The organism is Pseudomonas sp. FW305-25 (assembly GCF_017351415.1).
GTDB classification, from domain to species: Bacteria; Pseudomonadota; Gammaproteobacteria; order Pseudomonadales; family Pseudomonadaceae; genus Aquipseudomonas; species Aquipseudomonas chlororaphis.
The window spans coordinates 26,179-41,212 of the sequence record NZ_JACNDE010000032.1 but is presented as its reverse complement, the minus strand read 5'-3'; the positions used below and the strand labels follow the sequence as shown (position 1 = coordinate 41,212).

The following is a 15,034-nucleotide window of genomic DNA, read 5'->3' as shown; positions in this document are numbered from 1 at the left end:
GATGAGAGATGGCAGGGGCGGCTGGATTCGAACCAACGCATGGCAGGATCAAAACCTGCTGCCTTACCGCTTGGCGACGCCCCTATCTCTGCTGTTGCTTGCTTTCACTGCAAGCCCCGTGGGGGCCTCTGCAAGAACGCGCGGAAATTTATCAACTTTTTCGTCGTCTGTGAAGTCAAAGATGCATAAATTTGTTTTTAAAACAGCTACTTACTTTTTGGGGCCTGAGTGAGGTAAAAACCGCCGATGCCCGGCAACCGCTATACGGCGGGCGCCAGTCGCCGATCAGCCGCCAACAACGACGGCGAAACCTTTAACGATTCCCCGCCGGCAACTTGGTGCAAAATACCCCGCTCAGGTTGTAGCCCAGCCCCAGTCGCGTCGTGCCGCGCAACGAGAACCGATATGAACACCCATTGTGAGATAAGCGATGTGCCCAAGCCGCCCCAACCCCAGCGCCAGTGTGATAGCAACTTTCACTACATCACCCCTCAGCAGCCGGCGGTAACAGCATGATCGAAGTCACCGAGGTTTCCATTGCCCAACTGCGCGCCGCGCTCGAATCGGGCCAGACCACGGCGGTCGAACTGGTCCAGGCCTATCTCGCCAGGATCGATGCCTACGACGGCCCCGACACGCCTACCGCCCTCAATGCGGTAGTGGTACGCAACCCCGACGCGCTCAAGGAAGCCCAGGCCTCCGACGCCCGCCGGGCCAAGGGCGAAACCCTGGGTCCGCTCGATGGCATTCCCTACACCGCCAAGGACAGCTATCTGGTCAAGGGCCTCACCGCGGCTTCCGGCAGCCCCGCCTTCGCCAGGCTGATCGCCTATCGCGACGCATTCACCATCGAACGGCTGCGCGCTACCGGGGCGATCTGCCTGGGCAAGACCAATATGCCGCCCATGGCCAACGGCGGCATGCAGCGCGGGGTCTATGGCCGCGCGGAAAGCCCGTACAACGCCGCCTACCTCACCGCACCGTTCGCCTCGGGTTCGTCGAACGGCGCGGGTACCGCCACCGCCGCCAGCTTCGCCGCCTTTGGCCTGGCGGAGGAAACCTGGTCCAGCGGCCGGGGACCTGCCTCGAACAACGGCTTGTGTGCCTACACCCCGTCGCGCGGGGTGATCTCGGTGCGCGGCAACTGGCCGCTGACCCCGACCATGGACGTGGTAGTGCCCTATGCCCGGACCATGGCCGACCTGCTCGAAGTGCTCGACGTGGTGGTCGCCGAGGACCCGGACACCCGTGGCGATCTGTGGCGCCTGCAACCCTGGGTGCCGATTCCCAGCGTGGCCTCGGTGCGCCCGGCGTCCTATCAGGAACTGGCCGCCAGCAGCAGCGCCCTGGCCGGCAAGCGCTTCGGCGTGCCGCGCATGTACATCAACGCCGACCCCGAGGCGGGCACCAGCGAGGCGCCGGGGATCGGTGGCCCGACCGGGCAACGCATCGACACCCGCCCTTCGGTGATCGGCCTCTGGCAGCAGGCGCGCCAGGCGCTCGAAGCCGCCGGCGCCGAGGTGCTCGAAGTGGATTTCCCCCTGGTGTCCAATTGCGAGGGCGATCGCCCCGGTGCGCCGACGGTGTTCAACCGCGGCCTGGTGTCCAAGGAGTTCCTGCACCATGAGTTGTGGGACCTGACCGCCTGGGCCTTCGATGACTTCCTGCAAGCCAACGGCGACCCGCAGCTCAATCGCCTGGTGGACGTCGACGGCCCGCTGATATTCCCTCACGACCCGGGCACCCTGCCCAACCGCGAAGGCGACCTCGCCGCCGGCATGGACGAGTACGTGAAGATGGCCGAGCGCGGCATCACCCCCTGGGACCAGATCCCCACCGTGCCCGACGGCCTGCGCGGCCTGGAGAAAACCCGCAAGCTCGATCTCGAGGACTGGATGGACCGTCTCGGCCTTGATGCGGTGATCTTCCCCACCGTGGCCGACGTCGGCCCGGCCAATGCCGATATCGACCCGGCGTCCGCGGACATCGCCTGGAGCAATGGCGTCTGGGTGGCCAACGGCAACCTCGCCATCCGCCACCTGGGCGTGCCCACGGTCACCGTGCCGATGGGCGTCATGCCAGACATCGGCATGCCCATCGGCCTGACCTTCGCCGGCCGCGCCTACGACGATTCGAACCTGCTGCGCCTGGCGGCGGCCTACGAGTCCACCGGCAACAAACGCCTGATTCCGCCGCGCACTCCGGCGTTGGTGGTGGGGAAATAATCAGCAGGTAAAAATGAGCAGCGGGATTGGAGCATCACAAGCACCAATCCCGCCCGCCAACGGCAAGCCCGGGCAATCCGGCCTGCTCAAAATCATCGCCTGCAAACATTGCCCGCGACCGATCTCGCCAGCGCTCGAACCTGGGCTGGCGACATCCCCCTCCAGACGCAGAACAACGCATCCCGGCAATGCGCAACTCAGCGCTTGATCAGGGATATCTTTGTTCCTTCGATGCTGACCCCGGCCATCAACCCTTGCTGGTCGAAGATGAACGCGTAAGCATCGTCCTTCAGCGTCGAGGTCGACAGATTCTTCGCTATCCCTTCGTCAACCACGACAACGGTTGGCCCCACGCCGACTTCCCAGCCCTTGGTCTCGCGCACATAGTTCAGCGCTTTTTCGGTCATCAGGAACACCGCATAACCGTACGATTGGGCGCCTGCCTGCAGCCCCCATGACCCGGTGACGGAGTTGTAATAATTCTCCACTTTCTGGCCTTTCATCAGCACGCCTTCGCCATAGCTGCCACCAAACACCAGGCCTGCCTTGACGATTTTCGGAAAGACGAGCACGGCTTTGGCATTGTGCGAAAGGCTTTCGGCGGACGGAGTGGCCTTATAGAGGATTTGCAAGGCTTGCCGGGAGTCGGTAGCCAGGTCCTCGGCGGTGGCCGCACCGGCACTGTTCAACAGGCTCGCCGATGACAGGGATACTGCCGCCAGGACGATCGATAGGAAGAACCTCATTGATTGAGTCATTTTCGTACTCCTACGCGAGAGGAGCGGATGCGATCAACGGTCAGCGCCCGCACCAGGCAGGACCCGAACCGGCTTGAAGTTCTCCGACTCCCCCTGAAGTGTGCTGCATGCACTACCGGCAGAATCACCACGAGCACTGCAAGCCAGCAGGATGGGAGTGAATCCACTTATCAAGGGTCGCCGGCCGGTATGAAGCAGCCCGGAGGCCCTTGATCGGTTGACCATTGCGTATCGGCGGGGTTCGCCGCCTGGGGCTGCTTTCTGTCGGTTGCGGCCAGGCGTGAGTGGCCGGAATCGATTGAGGATTCAGTCGGTCGATGCAACACACCAGACACGGTGTAAACACGCCGGTCGAAGATCAGGATCCAGGCTCACAAGGCGGTCGACTGGTGCAGGTACTGATGACCGCGCTGCAAGGCTGAGTCGCGCGAAAAACGATCACCAGAACGGCGCCAGGCGGTTCTGGCGATCCGCATTGGCGCCCTCCCCGTCCGCACGCTCTGCGCCCAGGGAAACACCTGGTCTTCAGACCGCCTTCAGCCCTTCTGCACGGTTCCCAACAGCCATTCCTTGAACGCCAGCATCGCCGGGCTCTGCGCCCGGGACTGCAAGCGGGTCAGCCAATAGCTGCCGGTGGTGATGCCCACCGCGAACGGCTGGACAATGCTGCCGGCGTGCAACTGCCGGGAGAACATCAGCGGCGGCGCCAGGGCCACGCCTATACCCTGCTGCGCGGCTTCCATCATGCCCAGGGACGAGTCGAAGACGATGCTGCGCGCAGGCAGGGTGCTGGCCGGCAAGCCGGCGGCGCTGAACCATTCCGGCCATTCGTCGGTGCGGTAGGAGCGCAGCAGGGTCTGGCCGAGCAGGTCGATGGGGCTGTGCAGTTGCCGAGCCAGTTCCGGCACGCAGAGCACCGACAGCGGTGCTTCCAATAGCTGGACAGCATCGGTGCCGTGCCAGGCGCCATTGCCGAAACGGATGGCGTAGTCCAGGCCTTCGGCGGCGACGTCGACCCGGTTGTTGTGGGTCGACAGGCGCAGGTCGATGAACGGGTGGCGGGCCTGGAAGTCCTCCAGGCGCGGCAACAACCAGCCGACGGCAAAGGTGCCGACCGCGCCGACGCTGAGCATTTCGCGGTAGTGCCCGCCTTCGAAGCGGCCGAGGGTTTCGGCGATGCGGTCGAAACACTCGCACAGCACCGGCAGCAGGGTTTCACCCTCGCTGGTCAGCATCAACCCGCGGGGCAGGCGCTTGAACAGGGTCACGTTGAGCTGGGCCTCAAGGCTTTTCACCTGATGACTGACCGCCGCCTGGGTCACGCACAGCTCGATGGCCGCGCGGGTAAAACTCAAATGCCGCGCCGAGGCCTCGAAGGCGCGCAGGGCATTCAGCGGCAGATGGGGTCGGATCATGACCACTCCCTAGTTTTTCTAATGGCTCCTGCGAAATATCGTCGTTTGCCGATCCTTTGTCGACCGCCTACATTGAGCCGGCTCGCAGCGCGCTGCTCCCTGACTGCAAGGGCAGGCGCTGGCAAAAGCCGCTCGGAGTGCAGCGGCCATTACTCTGCAAAATCATGGAATGTCAGCCCATCATGCACAACAAAAACCTAGCCCTATCCGGATTTTTCACCATTTCCCTGCTGCTGTCCGGCGCCAGCGCCTGCCTGGCCGCCAGCCAGCCGGACAGCGCGCTCAAGCCCCTGGTCGACGCGGCGATCCGCCCTTTGATGCAACAACAGGACATCGCCGGGATGGCGGTGGCCATCACTCTCAAGGGCCAGCCCCATTACTTTAACTACGGCCTGGCCTCCAAAGAAGGGAAAAAGGCCGTCGACGCCGACACGCTGTTCGAGGTCGGCTCGGTGAGCAAGCTCTTCACCGCGACCCTGGGGGCCTATGCCCAGGCCAGCGGCAAGCTGTCCCTGAACGACCCGGCCAGCCGCTACCTGCCGGCGTTGAAAGGCAGCGCCTTCGAGCACATCAGCCTGTTGCAACTGGGGACTTACAGCGCCGGCGGCCTGCCGTTGCAGTTCCCGGAACAATGGGACAGCCAGGACAAGATGCTCGGCTACTACCAGGGCTGGAAACCGGCCTTTGCCCCCGGCGCCCAGCGCCTGTACTCGAACCCGAGCATCGGTCTGTTCGGCTACCTGGCCGCGCAAAGCCTGGGGCAGCCCTTCGAGCAATTGATGGAACAGCGGCTGTTCCCGCAGCTGGGCCTGCAGCACAGCTATATCCAGGTACCGAAGTCACAGATGGACAATTACGCCCAGGGCTACGGCAAGGACGGCAAGCCGGTGCGGGTCAGCCCCGGCGCCCTGGATGCCGAGGCCTACGGGGTCAAGACCAGCGCCGCCGACCTGCTGCGTTTCGTCCAGGCCAACCTCAAGCCCGAGTCGCTGGCGCAACCCTGGCCGCAGGCCATCGCCCTCACCCACACCGGCTATTACCAGGTCGAGGGCATGACCCAGGGCCTGGGCTGGGAGCTCTACCCCTACCCGCTCAGCCTGGACGCCCTGCTGGCCGGCAACTCGTCGCAGATGGCCTTCGAACCGCACCCGACCCACTGGTTCACCCCGCCCCAGGCACCGCGGGCCGATACCCTGCTGAACAAGACAGGTTCCACCGGCGGTTTCGGCGCCTATGTGCTGTTCGTGCCCGGCAAGGACATCGGCCTGGTGCTGCTGGCGAACAAGAACTACCCCAACGCCGAACGGGTCAAGGTCGCCCATGCCCTGCTCAAGGCACTGGATGATGCGCAACCCTGAGAACAACAGCGACCGGATCGGTTAACGGGCCGGTCGCTGGAGCGACCAGGAGCGCGTCGCAGCTATGACAACGCGCTCCGCGACGATGATCGGCGCTGGATAAAAGCCGCGGAACGCGCCATCCTCCGCGTCTTTTTTCCGCGCAGCCCCTGGGGCGCACGTTTTTCCAAGGAAACCCTCCATGCACAACCAGCCGCTCAGCCCCGCCGAGTTCGAATTCATCGAAGACACCCTGCTCAAGTATGGCGACGACCACTCCGTGCTCAACCTGGCCGAACTCGACGGTTTTTGCACCGCCCTGGTGTCCGGCCCGGCCCAGGTGGATATCGCCGAATGGTTCCCGGCCATCTGGGGCGGGCAGAACCCGGACTGGCAGGACTCCGAGGAGTGCAAGCGCTTCATCGAGCTGAGCGTGCGCCATCTGAACGCCCTCGCCACGGCGCTGGCGAACGACTCGGCGAGTTTTCAGCCGCGTTTCGAACAGACCGAGCATCAGGACCAGCCGCTGACGCTGGCGGAAGAATGGTGTTTCGGCTACATCCGCGCCATGGCCGTGAGCAACTGGCCCGAGCTACCCGCCGCCCAGGCCGCCCAGCTGCAAGCCATCATCACCTGCGCCGAACAGGACAACTTCGAACTGCCGGCCGACCTCGATCTGGCTCAACATCGCCAGACCGTGGCCAGTGTCGAACAGGCCGCCCGTGGGCTGCACGATTATTGGTTGGCGCAACGCTGAGAGAGGCCTGGGGGCGGGTCACTCGCCTGCCCTCAGATTCCAGGCCAGCGAGCCAGGCTCCATCGTAAATAGTGCGGACTAGTTTCTTATTATCGTCATCGCTATGTACTCCAGGCCCAGGCTCGCCAGCAGCCCGCCCATGATCCAATGCGAAATAATCAGTTTTCTTTTAAGAGGCTGAGGAAAGTTGTTTATCTCATCAGCATCCAACAGTCCCCTTCTAATGAAGAAGCCGGGGCATGCCAGATAACCCGCTACCACCCCCACCATCATCATCCGACCCCAGGCCCCCATATACAGATAGAACCTGTTACCGGTGATCATCTGGCAGTTTTTGACATACCCGAGCATCTCGTCCATCCGGGTATACCCCCAATACAGGTAGACCCCCAGCATGGTGAACATGCCGAGAAAAGTTATCCCACCAAAAGCACCCAGTACGATATGTGTCGTAGTGATTACCATGCGTTCCTTCCTTCATAAATCAGCTTCCCCAAAAACTCTCCGGCTGGTTCTTCACCTTCACTGACGAAATAGGACTACCACCGTTCCGCAAAGCTTGTTGTCGAGCTGGCAATGACCTTGTCGCCCGTTGTGGGGGGTTGCCTTTCCTGATTACAAAAGTCATGGGGGTACGTTCCTGCTGAGGGATGGGCCTCGAACGTAGCGACGGGTATCAAGCTTCTGAATCAGGCGATCCTGAAATTCGAAGATCTGGGCGTAGCCACTGACGCCATCGCGGGCAAGCCTCGCTCCTACTGAAGAAGTCCACGCGCGAATGCCATCCAGGGAGCAATCCCATCCACAGTACTCGCTTCAGTTATGCGGGACGCCAGTGCTGGTCTAACAGAAAAGGCGCACCGCAAAAACACAAAAGCCTCCCGCGGGAGGCTCTTGGCTCGGCCCGCCAGCGCGGGGTCAGAACGCCAGCTTGTAGCCGATGGAAAACAGCATGAGCGCCAGGAACGGCCGCAGCAGTTCGTCCGAGACGCGGCCGGTCATGTGGCTGCCGAGCCAGATCCCCGGCAGCGAGCCCATCAGCAGAAAGCCCAACAGTTGCCAGTCCATGTTGCCCATGCTCGCGTGCCCCAGGCCGGCGACCAGGGTCAGCGGCACGGCGTGGGCGATTTCAGTGCCGACCAGGCGCTTGGTGGCCAGGAAGGGATAAAGGATGAACAGCGCCACGGTGCCCAGGGCGCCGGCGCCGATGGAGGTCAGGGCGACCATGGTGCCCAGGACCACGCCGGTGATCACCGTCAGGCCGTTGAGGCTGGAATCCTTCAGGTGGTAGTGATCGCCGGCGTGCTTCTGGGCAAACGCCAGGAGCTTTTTCTTGAACAGGATCGCCAGGGCGGTGAGCAGCAGCACAAAACCCAAGGCCTGCTTGATCACGCTGTTCAGCGCTTGCGGGTCGGTGTGCAGGCTCTTGAGGAACCACAGGGTGGCCAGCACCGCGGGCACGCTGCCCAGGGTCAGCCAGCCGGTGATCTTCCAGTCGATGTTACGGTTTTTCTGATGGACCAACACACCACCGGACTTGGTGATGGCGGCGTACAGCAGGTCGGTGCCGACAGCGGTCGCCGGGTTGATACCAAACCACAACAGGATCGGGGTCATCAGCGAACCGCCTCCCACCCCCGTCATCCCCACGATGAAACCCACCAGCAGGCCCGCGATTACAAAACCAAAATTACCCACATCCATCAATAAGCCCTACGCATCAACCGCGGCCAGGTAAAAAACTGGCGGCAGCATAGCGCTAATGCTTATGTCCATTTATATAAATAAAATCTAACGTTATAACTCTTTGCCTTTTTGCCATGTATTCGGCGCATGCAAACTGCGGATTGCATGCACCCATCACATGTCGAAATTGGCTCGGAAGCGGCCAGGGAAAACCTTCGAAACCGCGCGCCCTTTGCAGGTCACTTTGCTAGCGGAATCCGCTTCACCGCTTCGATCCAGTCCGGATTCAAACGCTTCTGCTCGGTGTCCATGCCCAGGGCTTGCATCCGCTCCTTGTGCCGGTCGATCTCATGCACCGCCTGGCTCAACGCGCTGGAGTTGGCATCCAGCTGGTGCATCTGGGTCAGGCCCAGGTGGTAGAAGCGCAGCAGTTTCATCGCTGTCGGGTCCTGGGCCTCGACGCCCGCGGTGACGTGGTGCATGACGTTGGTCACGCTCATCAGGCTGCGCTTGAGCTGCCAGCCGTAGACCGCCGCGGCCATCCACGGCTGCGACCAGAAGCGCACGCGCATCAGCACCATGCTCAGCACCAGCCCGGCCAGCACGCCGGCGACATTGAGCTTGAAGTTATCGCCGCCCGGCGTGCCGAACAGCAGCACCGCGGCGCTGGACAGCAGCATGGCCAGGGACAGGAAAATCAGGGCAATGAACAAGGTACTGCGGCGGGTCTGCTGGCGAAAAAGCTCGGGGTTCTGCGGCTGGATCTCGAACATGGCGACGGTGCGCTCGCATGATGGACAGGCCGGCATTATCACCCTGCCCGCCCCCGGAGATGGCGAATAAATCCACGCTGCGACAATCCACCTCGGCCACGGGGCGCGTCGTCGGAGCCAAGCAGAGATTGGAAGGGATGCGGATCGAGCATGCCGGGCGTCGAATGGCATGCCCGACGCGGACAAATGGACCGGCCCCTGGTGGAGCCGGTCCTCGTGGCTCAGGCCACCTGGCCCTTGGCCTGTTGCTCCAGGTGCAGTTGCAGCTCGGGGTCGATCCGCAGCGCCGCCGCCAGTTCGTCCAGGTAACTGCGCTCGGCGTCCTGCTGATCGTCCACCAGCATCACGCTGGCCAGGTACATTTCCGCCGCCATGCCCGGCTCGCCCGCGGCCGACTGGGCCACGTCGGCGGCGTCCAGGGGACGTGCGACTTCGTCGTCGAGCCATTGCTGCAATTGCGGGTCATCGGTGTGACGGCCGATCTCGGCGCTGATCAGTTGTTTTTCCTGCTCGTCGATACGGCCATCGGCCTTGGCCGCGGCGATCAGGGCACGGAGGATGGCATGGCTGTGTTCTTCGACTTCCGGGCCGGCCAGCTGGTCGACGGTGCGCAACGCCTGTTGCGGCGCCGCCGATTGCTGCTGGCGCTGCCAGGCCTGATAAGCCTGGAACGCCATCATCCCCAGGGAGGCCAGCGCCGCGTAGTTCATGCCACCACCGGAGCGGCCCTGAGGGGCTCCACCGGAAGTCGCGCCGCCCAACCCGGAACCGCCCAGCAGGCCGCCCAGCAGACCACCTAGCCCGCCCAGGCCGCCGGCCGGCGCTCCGCCGCCGCTGTTACCGCCCAACAGGCCGCCGAGCAATCCACCCAGGCCTCCCAGGCCATCCTGCGGTGCCGAGGCCCCGCCACCCTGCTGCGTCATCGAGGCCTGGCCGGCGCGCAACAACTGTTCAAGCAAATCACTGGTGTTCATGGCATCGCTCTCTTCGGGCAGTTATTCAGATTGCCAACAATAGTCTTCGCCACGCATTGCGCCAACTGCTTCCGCTTGGGCCCTGATCCCTTCTCGCCAAACGCCGCGCTGGCGGCCCATTCCATCCGCCAGCCGACGGCCGGTGAGCCCGGGAATCAGGCCTGGGGCATTTTGCGGAAACCCACCGCCAGGCGGTTCCAGCTGTTGATGGTGGCAATGGCCAGGCTCAGGTCGACCTGCTCGCTGGGGCTGAACTGGCTGCTCAGCAACTCGTAGTCGGCATCCGGCGCGTGGGTTTCGCTGACCCGGGTCAGGGACTCGGTCCAGGCCAGGGCGGCCCGTTCGCGGTCGGTGAAGAACGGCGTTTCGCGCCAGACCGAGACCGCGTACAGGCGACGCTCGGTTTCCCCGCTCTTGCGCGCGTCGGCGGTGTGCATGTCGACGCAGAAGGCGCAGCCGTTGATCTGCGAAGCGCGCAGCTTCACCAGCTCGATCAGCGACTTTTCCAGGGGCAGTTTCGATACCGCGGTTTCCAGCGCGATCATGGCTTTGAGGGCATCTGGCGAAGCGGTGTAGAAGTCGATACGCGGTTGCATGGTGTGGCTCCAGATCAAATGAATGTGGCGCTACGTTAAGCCCGGCCCCGGTCCCTACCAATAACCAATTCCGGCTAAGACCAGGTGACCAATGCCCCCCCTCTTGCGTAGGAGCGCAGCTTGCGCGCGATCCGCGCAGCGGCCATTCACCGATGACGCTATCGCGCGCAAGCTGCGCGCCTGCAGGGGGCGTGCATGGACGCTCAGGCGCGCCGGCGCAGCCACTGCATAAAGCCTTTTTTCACCGCCGGCCGCGGGCTTTCCTGGGTCAGGGTCTGGGCGATGTGCTGGCGGAAATCCAGGAGGTTTTTCATCGCGTCGCTGATGTCGCGCCGCGCGTCCAGGCACGGCTTGAGGTATTCGTTTTCGATGCGGTACAGGGTGCAGAAGGTCTTGGCCGAGAAGTCCGCCGCGGTCGCCTGATCGGCAACCCCCGCCTCGCCTATCACTTCGCCCGGCCCCATGCGCCCGGCCTCGAAAGGCTTGCCATCGCGGATCAGGCTGACCGAGACCACCCCCGATTCGATGATCAGCAGGTGATCGCTGACCTCGCCCGCCGGCAGGATGGTCTCGCCGGCGCGGAAGGTCTGCAGGGTCATGTTCTGGCTGAAGGTTTCCTTCTCTTCCTGGCGCAGGGTGGAGAAGATGCTCGAGCTGTCCAGCAGTGCCCGCGGGCGCGACAGGTGGGCCGCCACGCTGCTTTCACCACTGGACAACAGGCTGACGCCGGACGCCTGCAAGTGCCGGAAGGCCAGGTCGAACAACTGGTTGCGCACTTCGCGCTTCTGGCCCATGGAGGCCACGAAGCCGCTGATTTCGTACTCCACCCCCGCATTGCCCGAGCTTTTCAGGGCCACGCTGGGGGCCGGCTTGGGGAGCAGGAAACGGCAACCGAGCATGGCCCGTTCCAGCGCCTCGATCACCGTTTGCGGCCTCGCATGGGGGCTGACCTGGAGGCTGATGGAAAGCCCGTGCATATCGGCGGGACGGCTGAAGTTGATGATCTTGGCCTTGGCCGCCAGGGAATTGGGGATCACCGCCATGCTGCCCTGGGAGGTCTGCAGCCGGGTGGCGCGCCAGTCGATATCGGTGACCCTACCTTCGGTGCCGTCGATGGAGATCCAGTCATCGAGCTGATACGGCTTGGTGGTGTTCAGCACGATGCCGGAGAACACGTCGCTGAGGGTGCTTTGCAGCGCCAGACCGACAATGATCGCCACCGCGCCGGAGGTAGCCAGCACGCCCTTGACCGGCAGCTCCAGCACATAGGCCATGGCGGCGATGATGGCGATCAGGAAAATCACCGCCCCCATCAGGTCCTGCAACAGCCGCCCGGTATGCCCGACCCGCTGCATCATCAGGGTGCCGAGCAACACCGTCAGGGTCCGCGCGCCGAACAGCCACCACCCGATCTGCAACCCGGTGGCGGCCAGGTGCAGCGGCACGTCCTCCGGCCAGGGCGCCGCCTGCATCGGGTTCAGGCCCTGGTTGAACAGCAGCACGCTGTACAGGGTGAAGATCAGCACCCGCACCAGCAGCTTCCAGTAACCGCCGCGCGCGCCGATCAGGCGCCACAGCAGCATGTCCAGCAGGATCAGGACCAGCGCGGCGAACAGCGGGTGGTCGGCGAACAGGTTCGGCATCAAGCAACTCCAGCACGGTCAGAGGCGCGACAATCTCACACAAGCGACCTTGCAGGTATAGCCGGAGAAACAAAAACAGGGGCCTCATGGGAGGCCCCTGCCTGCAACGATGTCGCTCACTCTGTAGCCGCTGCCGAGCCCGCGAGGCTGCGATCGACCCCGCAGGGGGCGCAGGATCTTGAGATTGCTTAAGGACCTTCGGTCCTATCGCAGCCTGCGGCAGCGGCTACAGGGGTTGTGACCTACCGATCGGCGCTAACCCTGTAGCCGCTGCCGAGCTTGCGAGGCTGCGATCGACTGCGCAGCAGGCGCAGGGTCTTGAAACCGCTGGAGGACCTTCGGCCCTATCGCAGCCTGCGGCAGCGGCTACAGGGAATGGCGACACCTCCGATAGCCCAGTCGTGCTCGCTGCCTTGTGTAGCCGCCGCTGGCAGGTCACTTGCCCTGGGTCAGGGTGGTGTAGCTGGTGATCAGGTTGCGGTAGTCCGGGATGTGGTTGGAGAACAAGGTCCCCAGGCCCTCGATGTCGTTGCGCCAGTCGCGGTGCAGCTCGCAGGCCAGGCCGAACCAGGTCATCAATTGCGCGCCGGCGGTGGACATGCGGTTCCACGCCGAATCGCGGGTCAGCTCATTGAAGGTGCCGGAGGCATCGGTGACCACGAACACCTCGAAGCCTTCTTCCAGGGCCGACAGCGCCGGGAACGCCACGCAGACCTCGGTCACCACGCCGGCGATGATCAGCTGCTGCTTGCCGGTGGCCTTGATCGCCTTGACGAAGTCTTCGTTGTCCCAGGCGTTGATCTGGCCGGGCCGGGCAATGTACGGCGCGTCCGGGAACAGCGCCTTGAGCTCGGGCACCAGCGGGCCGTTGGGGCCGGTTTCGAAGCTGGTGGTGAGGATGGTCGGCAGCTTGAAGTACTTGGCCAGGTCGGCCAGGGCCAGCACGTTGTTTTTGAACTTGTCCGGGTCGATGTCGCGCACCAGGGACAGCAGGCCGGCCTGGTGATCCACCAGCAGCACGGCGGCGTTGTCTTTGTCGAGACGCTTGTAGGCAGTAGTCATGGGGTAGTCCTCGCTTCTTGTCGATACCGACTGGACGTCGGCGTGGGGGGGTGCAGCTTCAGCGCTGGGAGTCCAGCACTTCGTGCTCGTTCGCCACTTGCTGGGCCTTGAGGTAGCTCTCGATCAGCAACTGGTAATGCGGCATGGCCTGGGCGTAGACCGCGGCCCACTGCTCGGCGTCCGGGCGGTTCCACGAACCCTGCAGCTCGGAAAGCGTGGCCATGATGTCGATCGGCACCACCCCGGCCTGGGCCAGGCGGGCGATGGTCAGGTCAGTGGCCAGCCGCGAATGGTTGCCCGAGGCATCAACCACCGCGAACACCTTGTAGCCTTCATGCACCGCGGCGATCGACGGGAACGCCAGGCAGACGCTGGTCAGGGTGCCGGCGATCACCAGGGTTTTCTTGCCGGTGGCCTCGACCGCCGCCCGGAACTGGGGATTGTCCCAGGCGTTGATCTCGCCTTTGCGCGCCACGTACTGGGCATGGGGCGCCTCCTGGTGGATTTCCGGGATCAACGGGCCGTTGGGGCCCTGGGGCACCGAGGCGGTGGTGATCACCGGCATCTTCAGCAAAGTCGCGGCTTTCGCCAGGGCGATGGCATTGGCCCGCAGTTGCGGCACGTCCATGTCCTTGACGATCTGGAACAGCCCGCTCTGGTGGTCGATCAGCAGCATCGCCGCGTCGTTGGGGTCGATGGTCGGCTTGGCGCCATTGAAGTTGGCAGCATTGAAGTTGTTCATGTGCAGTTCCTCTTTCGTCTAGGGCATTTATTGAAGGCAACAGCCATCCCTGGCCCTGAACCGGCCGACACGTCCTGTGCAAGTCGGTAAGCGGGGGTCAGCCAGGCATCTGGCCGAAACGACCGGACTGGAAGTCGACGAAGGCCTGGTGGATCTCGGCCTCGCTGTTCATCACGAACGGGCCGTGGCCGACGATGGGCTCGTCGATCGGTTCGCCGCTGAGCAGCAGCACCACCGCGTCGTTGTTGGCTTCCAGGCTGAGCTGGTCGCCGTCGCGCTCGAACAGCACCAGCTGGCCTTCGCGCACTACTTCCTGGCCGTTGACCTGGAGCGTGCCGCGCAGCAGCACCAGGGCGGTGTTGCGCCCCTCGTGCAGGTCGAGGGTCAGGGGCTTGCCGGCATTCAGGCGGATGTCCCAGACGTCGATCGGGGTGAAGGTGCGCGCCGGGCCCTTGGCGCCGTCGAACTCGCCGGCGATCAACCGCAGGGTGCCGGCCTTGTCCTTCAGGGCGATGGCCGGAATGTCGCCATCGAGGATGGTCTGGTAACCGGGCGCGGCCATCTTGTCCCGCGCCGGCAGGTTGACCCACAGCTGGACCATGTCCAGGGTGCCGCCGGACTTGGCGAACGCTTCGGAGTGAAACTCCTCATGGAGAATCCCCGAGGCCGCGGTCATCCATTGCACATCGCCAGGGCCGATCTTGCCGCCGCTGCCGGTGGAGTCGCGGTGCTCCACCTCGCCCTTGTAGACGATGGTCACGGTTTCGAAGCCGCGATGGGGGTGCTGGCCCACGCCGCGCCGTCCCTGGGTCGGGGTGAATTCAGCCGGGCCGGCGTGGTCGAGCAGCAGGAACGGGCTGATGTGCTTGCCCAGGTTGTCGTAGGAAAACAGCGTGCGCACCGGGAAGCCGTCGCCCACCCAATGGGCCCGTGGGCTGGTGTAGATACCGATGATGTTTTTCATGCGGGTGCCTCCGAAATGGCTGAGTTATTTCGTTGGATACACCTTAAAACTCATACCTTTGATGCACTAGACTGCAAAAATCGCTCTTAGCGTTCTATTTGG

Annotated in this window: 14 protein-coding genes and 1 tRNA gene; 3 read left to right on the top strand and 12 right to left on the bottom strand. The window is 63.7% G+C overall.

The window, feature by feature from the left end; genetic code table 11:
• Nucleotides 1–9: 9 nt before the first annotated feature.
• Nucleotides 10–84, bottom strand: a tRNA-Gln gene (locus J4E58_RS24375).
• Between the two features lie 428 nt (nt 85–512).
• Between J4E58_RS24375 and J4E58_RS24370 the strand changes: the two genes are divergently transcribed.
• Nucleotides 513–2,225, top strand: a complete 1,713-nt coding sequence (locus J4E58_RS24370; protein ID WP_087091737.1) for an amidase — start codon at nt 513–515, stop codon at nt 2,223–2,225.
• Nucleotides 2,226–2,422: 197 nt separating this feature from the next.
• Here J4E58_RS24370 and J4E58_RS24365 read toward each other — a convergent pair whose 3' ends face one another.
• Entirely contained in the window at nt 2,423–2,983 is a 561-nt protein-coding gene (locus tag J4E58_RS24365; protein ID WP_087091738.1) for a YSC84-related protein, read from the bottom strand.
• A 536-nt stretch (nt 2,984–3,519) separates the two neighbouring features.
• Complete coding sequence (locus J4E58_RS24360; RefSeq protein ID WP_087091739.1) at nt 3,520–4,398, bottom strand: LysR family transcriptional regulator; 879 nt, start codon at nt 4,396–4,398, stop codon at nt 3,520–3,522.
• A 182-nt stretch (nt 4,399–4,580) separates the two neighbouring features.
• Between J4E58_RS24360 and ampC the strand changes: the two genes are divergently transcribed.
• Both ampC and J4E58_RS24350 read left to right on the top strand, forming a co-directional pair.
• Entirely contained in the window at nt 4,581–5,756 is a 1,176-nt protein-coding gene (gene ampC / locus J4E58_RS24355; protein ID WP_087091740.1) for a class C beta-lactamase, read from the top strand.
• A 181-nt stretch (nt 5,757–5,937) separates the two neighbouring features.
• The gene (locus tag J4E58_RS24350; protein WP_087091741.1) at nt 5,938–6,492 is read left to right on the top strand and encodes a UPF0149 family protein; all 555 of its coding nucleotides are present in this window, start codon (nt 5,938–5,940) and stop codon (nt 6,490–6,492) included.
• A gap of 78 nt (nt 6,493–6,570) precedes the next feature.
• Here the strand turns inward: J4E58_RS24350 and J4E58_RS24345 are convergent, their stop codons facing one another.
• The 9 genes from J4E58_RS24345 to J4E58_RS24305 form a co-directional block, all read right to left on the bottom strand.
• On the bottom strand, nt 6,571–6,957 hold the full coding sequence (locus J4E58_RS24345; protein WP_087091742.1) for a hypothetical protein: 387 nt from the start codon (nt 6,955–6,957) through the stop codon (nt 6,571–6,573).
• 453 nt (nt 6,958–7,410) lie between these two features.
• Nucleotides 7,411–8,196, bottom strand: a complete 786-nt coding sequence (locus J4E58_RS24340; RefSeq protein WP_087091743.1) for a sulfite exporter TauE/SafE family protein — start codon at nt 8,194–8,196, stop codon at nt 7,411–7,413.
• Between the two features lie 221 nt (nt 8,197–8,417).
• Nucleotides 8,418–8,951 carry a DUF3087 family protein gene (locus J4E58_RS24335; RefSeq protein ID WP_037035113.1) on the bottom strand — a complete coding sequence of 178 codons (534 nt, stop codon included), beginning with the start codon at nt 8,949–8,951 and terminating at the stop codon, nt 8,418–8,420.
• Nucleotides 8,952–9,172: 221 nt separating this feature from the next.
• Nucleotides 9,173–9,925 carry a tellurite resistance TerB family protein gene (locus J4E58_RS24330; RefSeq protein WP_087091744.1) on the bottom strand — a complete coding sequence of 251 codons (753 nt, stop codon included), beginning with the start codon at nt 9,923–9,925 and terminating at the stop codon, nt 9,173–9,175.
• 155 nt (nt 9,926–10,080) lie between these two features.
• Complete coding sequence (locus tag J4E58_RS24325) at nt 10,081–10,521, bottom strand: carboxymuconolactone decarboxylase family protein (RefSeq protein ID WP_009044786.1); 441 nt, start codon at nt 10,519–10,521, stop codon at nt 10,081–10,083.
• A gap of 203 nt (nt 10,522–10,724) precedes the next feature.
• Nucleotides 10,725–12,164 carry a mechanosensitive ion channel family protein gene (locus J4E58_RS24320; protein WP_007927873.1) on the bottom strand — a complete coding sequence of 480 codons (1,440 nt, stop codon included), beginning with the start codon at nt 12,162–12,164 and terminating at the stop codon, nt 10,725–10,727.
• Between the two features lie 435 nt (nt 12,165–12,599).
• A complete protein-coding gene (gene ycaC, locus J4E58_RS24315) occupies nt 12,600–13,226 on the bottom strand; it encodes an isochorismate family cysteine hydrolase YcaC (RefSeq protein WP_009044788.1) in 627 nt (208 codons plus the stop codon).
• A 58-nt stretch (nt 13,227–13,284) separates the two neighbouring features.
• Nucleotides 13,285–13,968 (bottom strand): isochorismatase family protein, encoded by a 684-nt coding sequence (locus J4E58_RS24310; RefSeq protein ID WP_007927869.1) that lies wholly within the window; start codon nt 13,966–13,968, stop codon nt 13,285–13,287.
• A 97-nt stretch (nt 13,969–14,065) separates the two neighbouring features.
• Entirely contained in the window at nt 14,066–14,932 is an 867-nt protein-coding gene (locus tag J4E58_RS24305) for a pirin family protein (protein ID WP_087091745.1), read from the bottom strand.
• Nucleotides 14,933–15,034: the final 102 nt, after the last annotated feature.

Coding starts and splice junctions, on each gene's coding strand:
- J4E58_RS24370 (WP_087091737.1), top strand. CDS start 513: ATGATCGAAGTCACCGAGGTTTCCATTGCCCAACTGCGCGCCGCGCTC.
- J4E58_RS24365 (WP_087091738.1), bottom strand. CDS start 2,983: ATGACTCAATCAATGAGGTTCTTCCTATCGATCGTCCTGGCGGCAGTA.
- J4E58_RS24360 (WP_087091739.1), bottom strand. CDS start 4,398: ATGATCCGACCCCATCTGCCGCTGAATGCCCTGCGCGCCTTCGAGGCC.
- ampC (WP_087091740.1), top strand. CDS start 4,581: ATGCACAACAAAAACCTAGCCCTATCCGGATTTTTCACCATTTCCCTG.
- J4E58_RS24350 (WP_087091741.1), top strand. CDS start 5,938: ATGCACAACCAGCCGCTCAGCCCCGCCGAGTTCGAATTCATCGAAGAC.
- J4E58_RS24345 (WP_087091742.1), bottom strand. CDS start 6,957: ATGGTAATCACTACGACACATATCGTACTGGGTGCTTTTGGTGGGATA.
- J4E58_RS24340 (WP_087091743.1), bottom strand. CDS start 8,196: ATGGATGTGGGTAATTTTGGTTTTGTAATCGCGGGCCTGCTGGTGGGT.
- J4E58_RS24335 (WP_037035113.1), bottom strand. CDS start 8,951: ATGTTCGAGATCCAGCCGCAGAACCCCGAGCTTTTTCGCCAGCAGACC.
- J4E58_RS24330 (WP_087091744.1), bottom strand. CDS start 9,925: ATGAACACCAGTGATTTGCTTGAACAGTTGTTGCGCGCCGGCCAGGCC.
- J4E58_RS24325 (WP_009044786.1), bottom strand. CDS start 10,521: ATGCAACCGCGTATCGACTTCTACACCGCTTCGCCAGATGCCCTCAAA.
- J4E58_RS24320 (WP_007927873.1), bottom strand. CDS start 12,164: ATGCCGAACCTGTTCGCCGACCACCCGCTGTTCGCCGCGCTGGTCCTG.
- ycaC (WP_009044788.1), bottom strand. CDS start 13,226: ATGACTACTGCCTACAAGCGTCTCGACAAAGACAACGCCGCCGTGCTG.
- J4E58_RS24310 (WP_007927869.1), bottom strand. CDS start 13,968: ATGAACAACTTCAATGCTGCCAACTTCAATGGCGCCAAGCCGACCATC.
- J4E58_RS24305 (WP_087091745.1), bottom strand. CDS start 14,932: ATGAAAAACATCATCGGTATCTACACCAGCCCACGGGCCCATTGGGTG.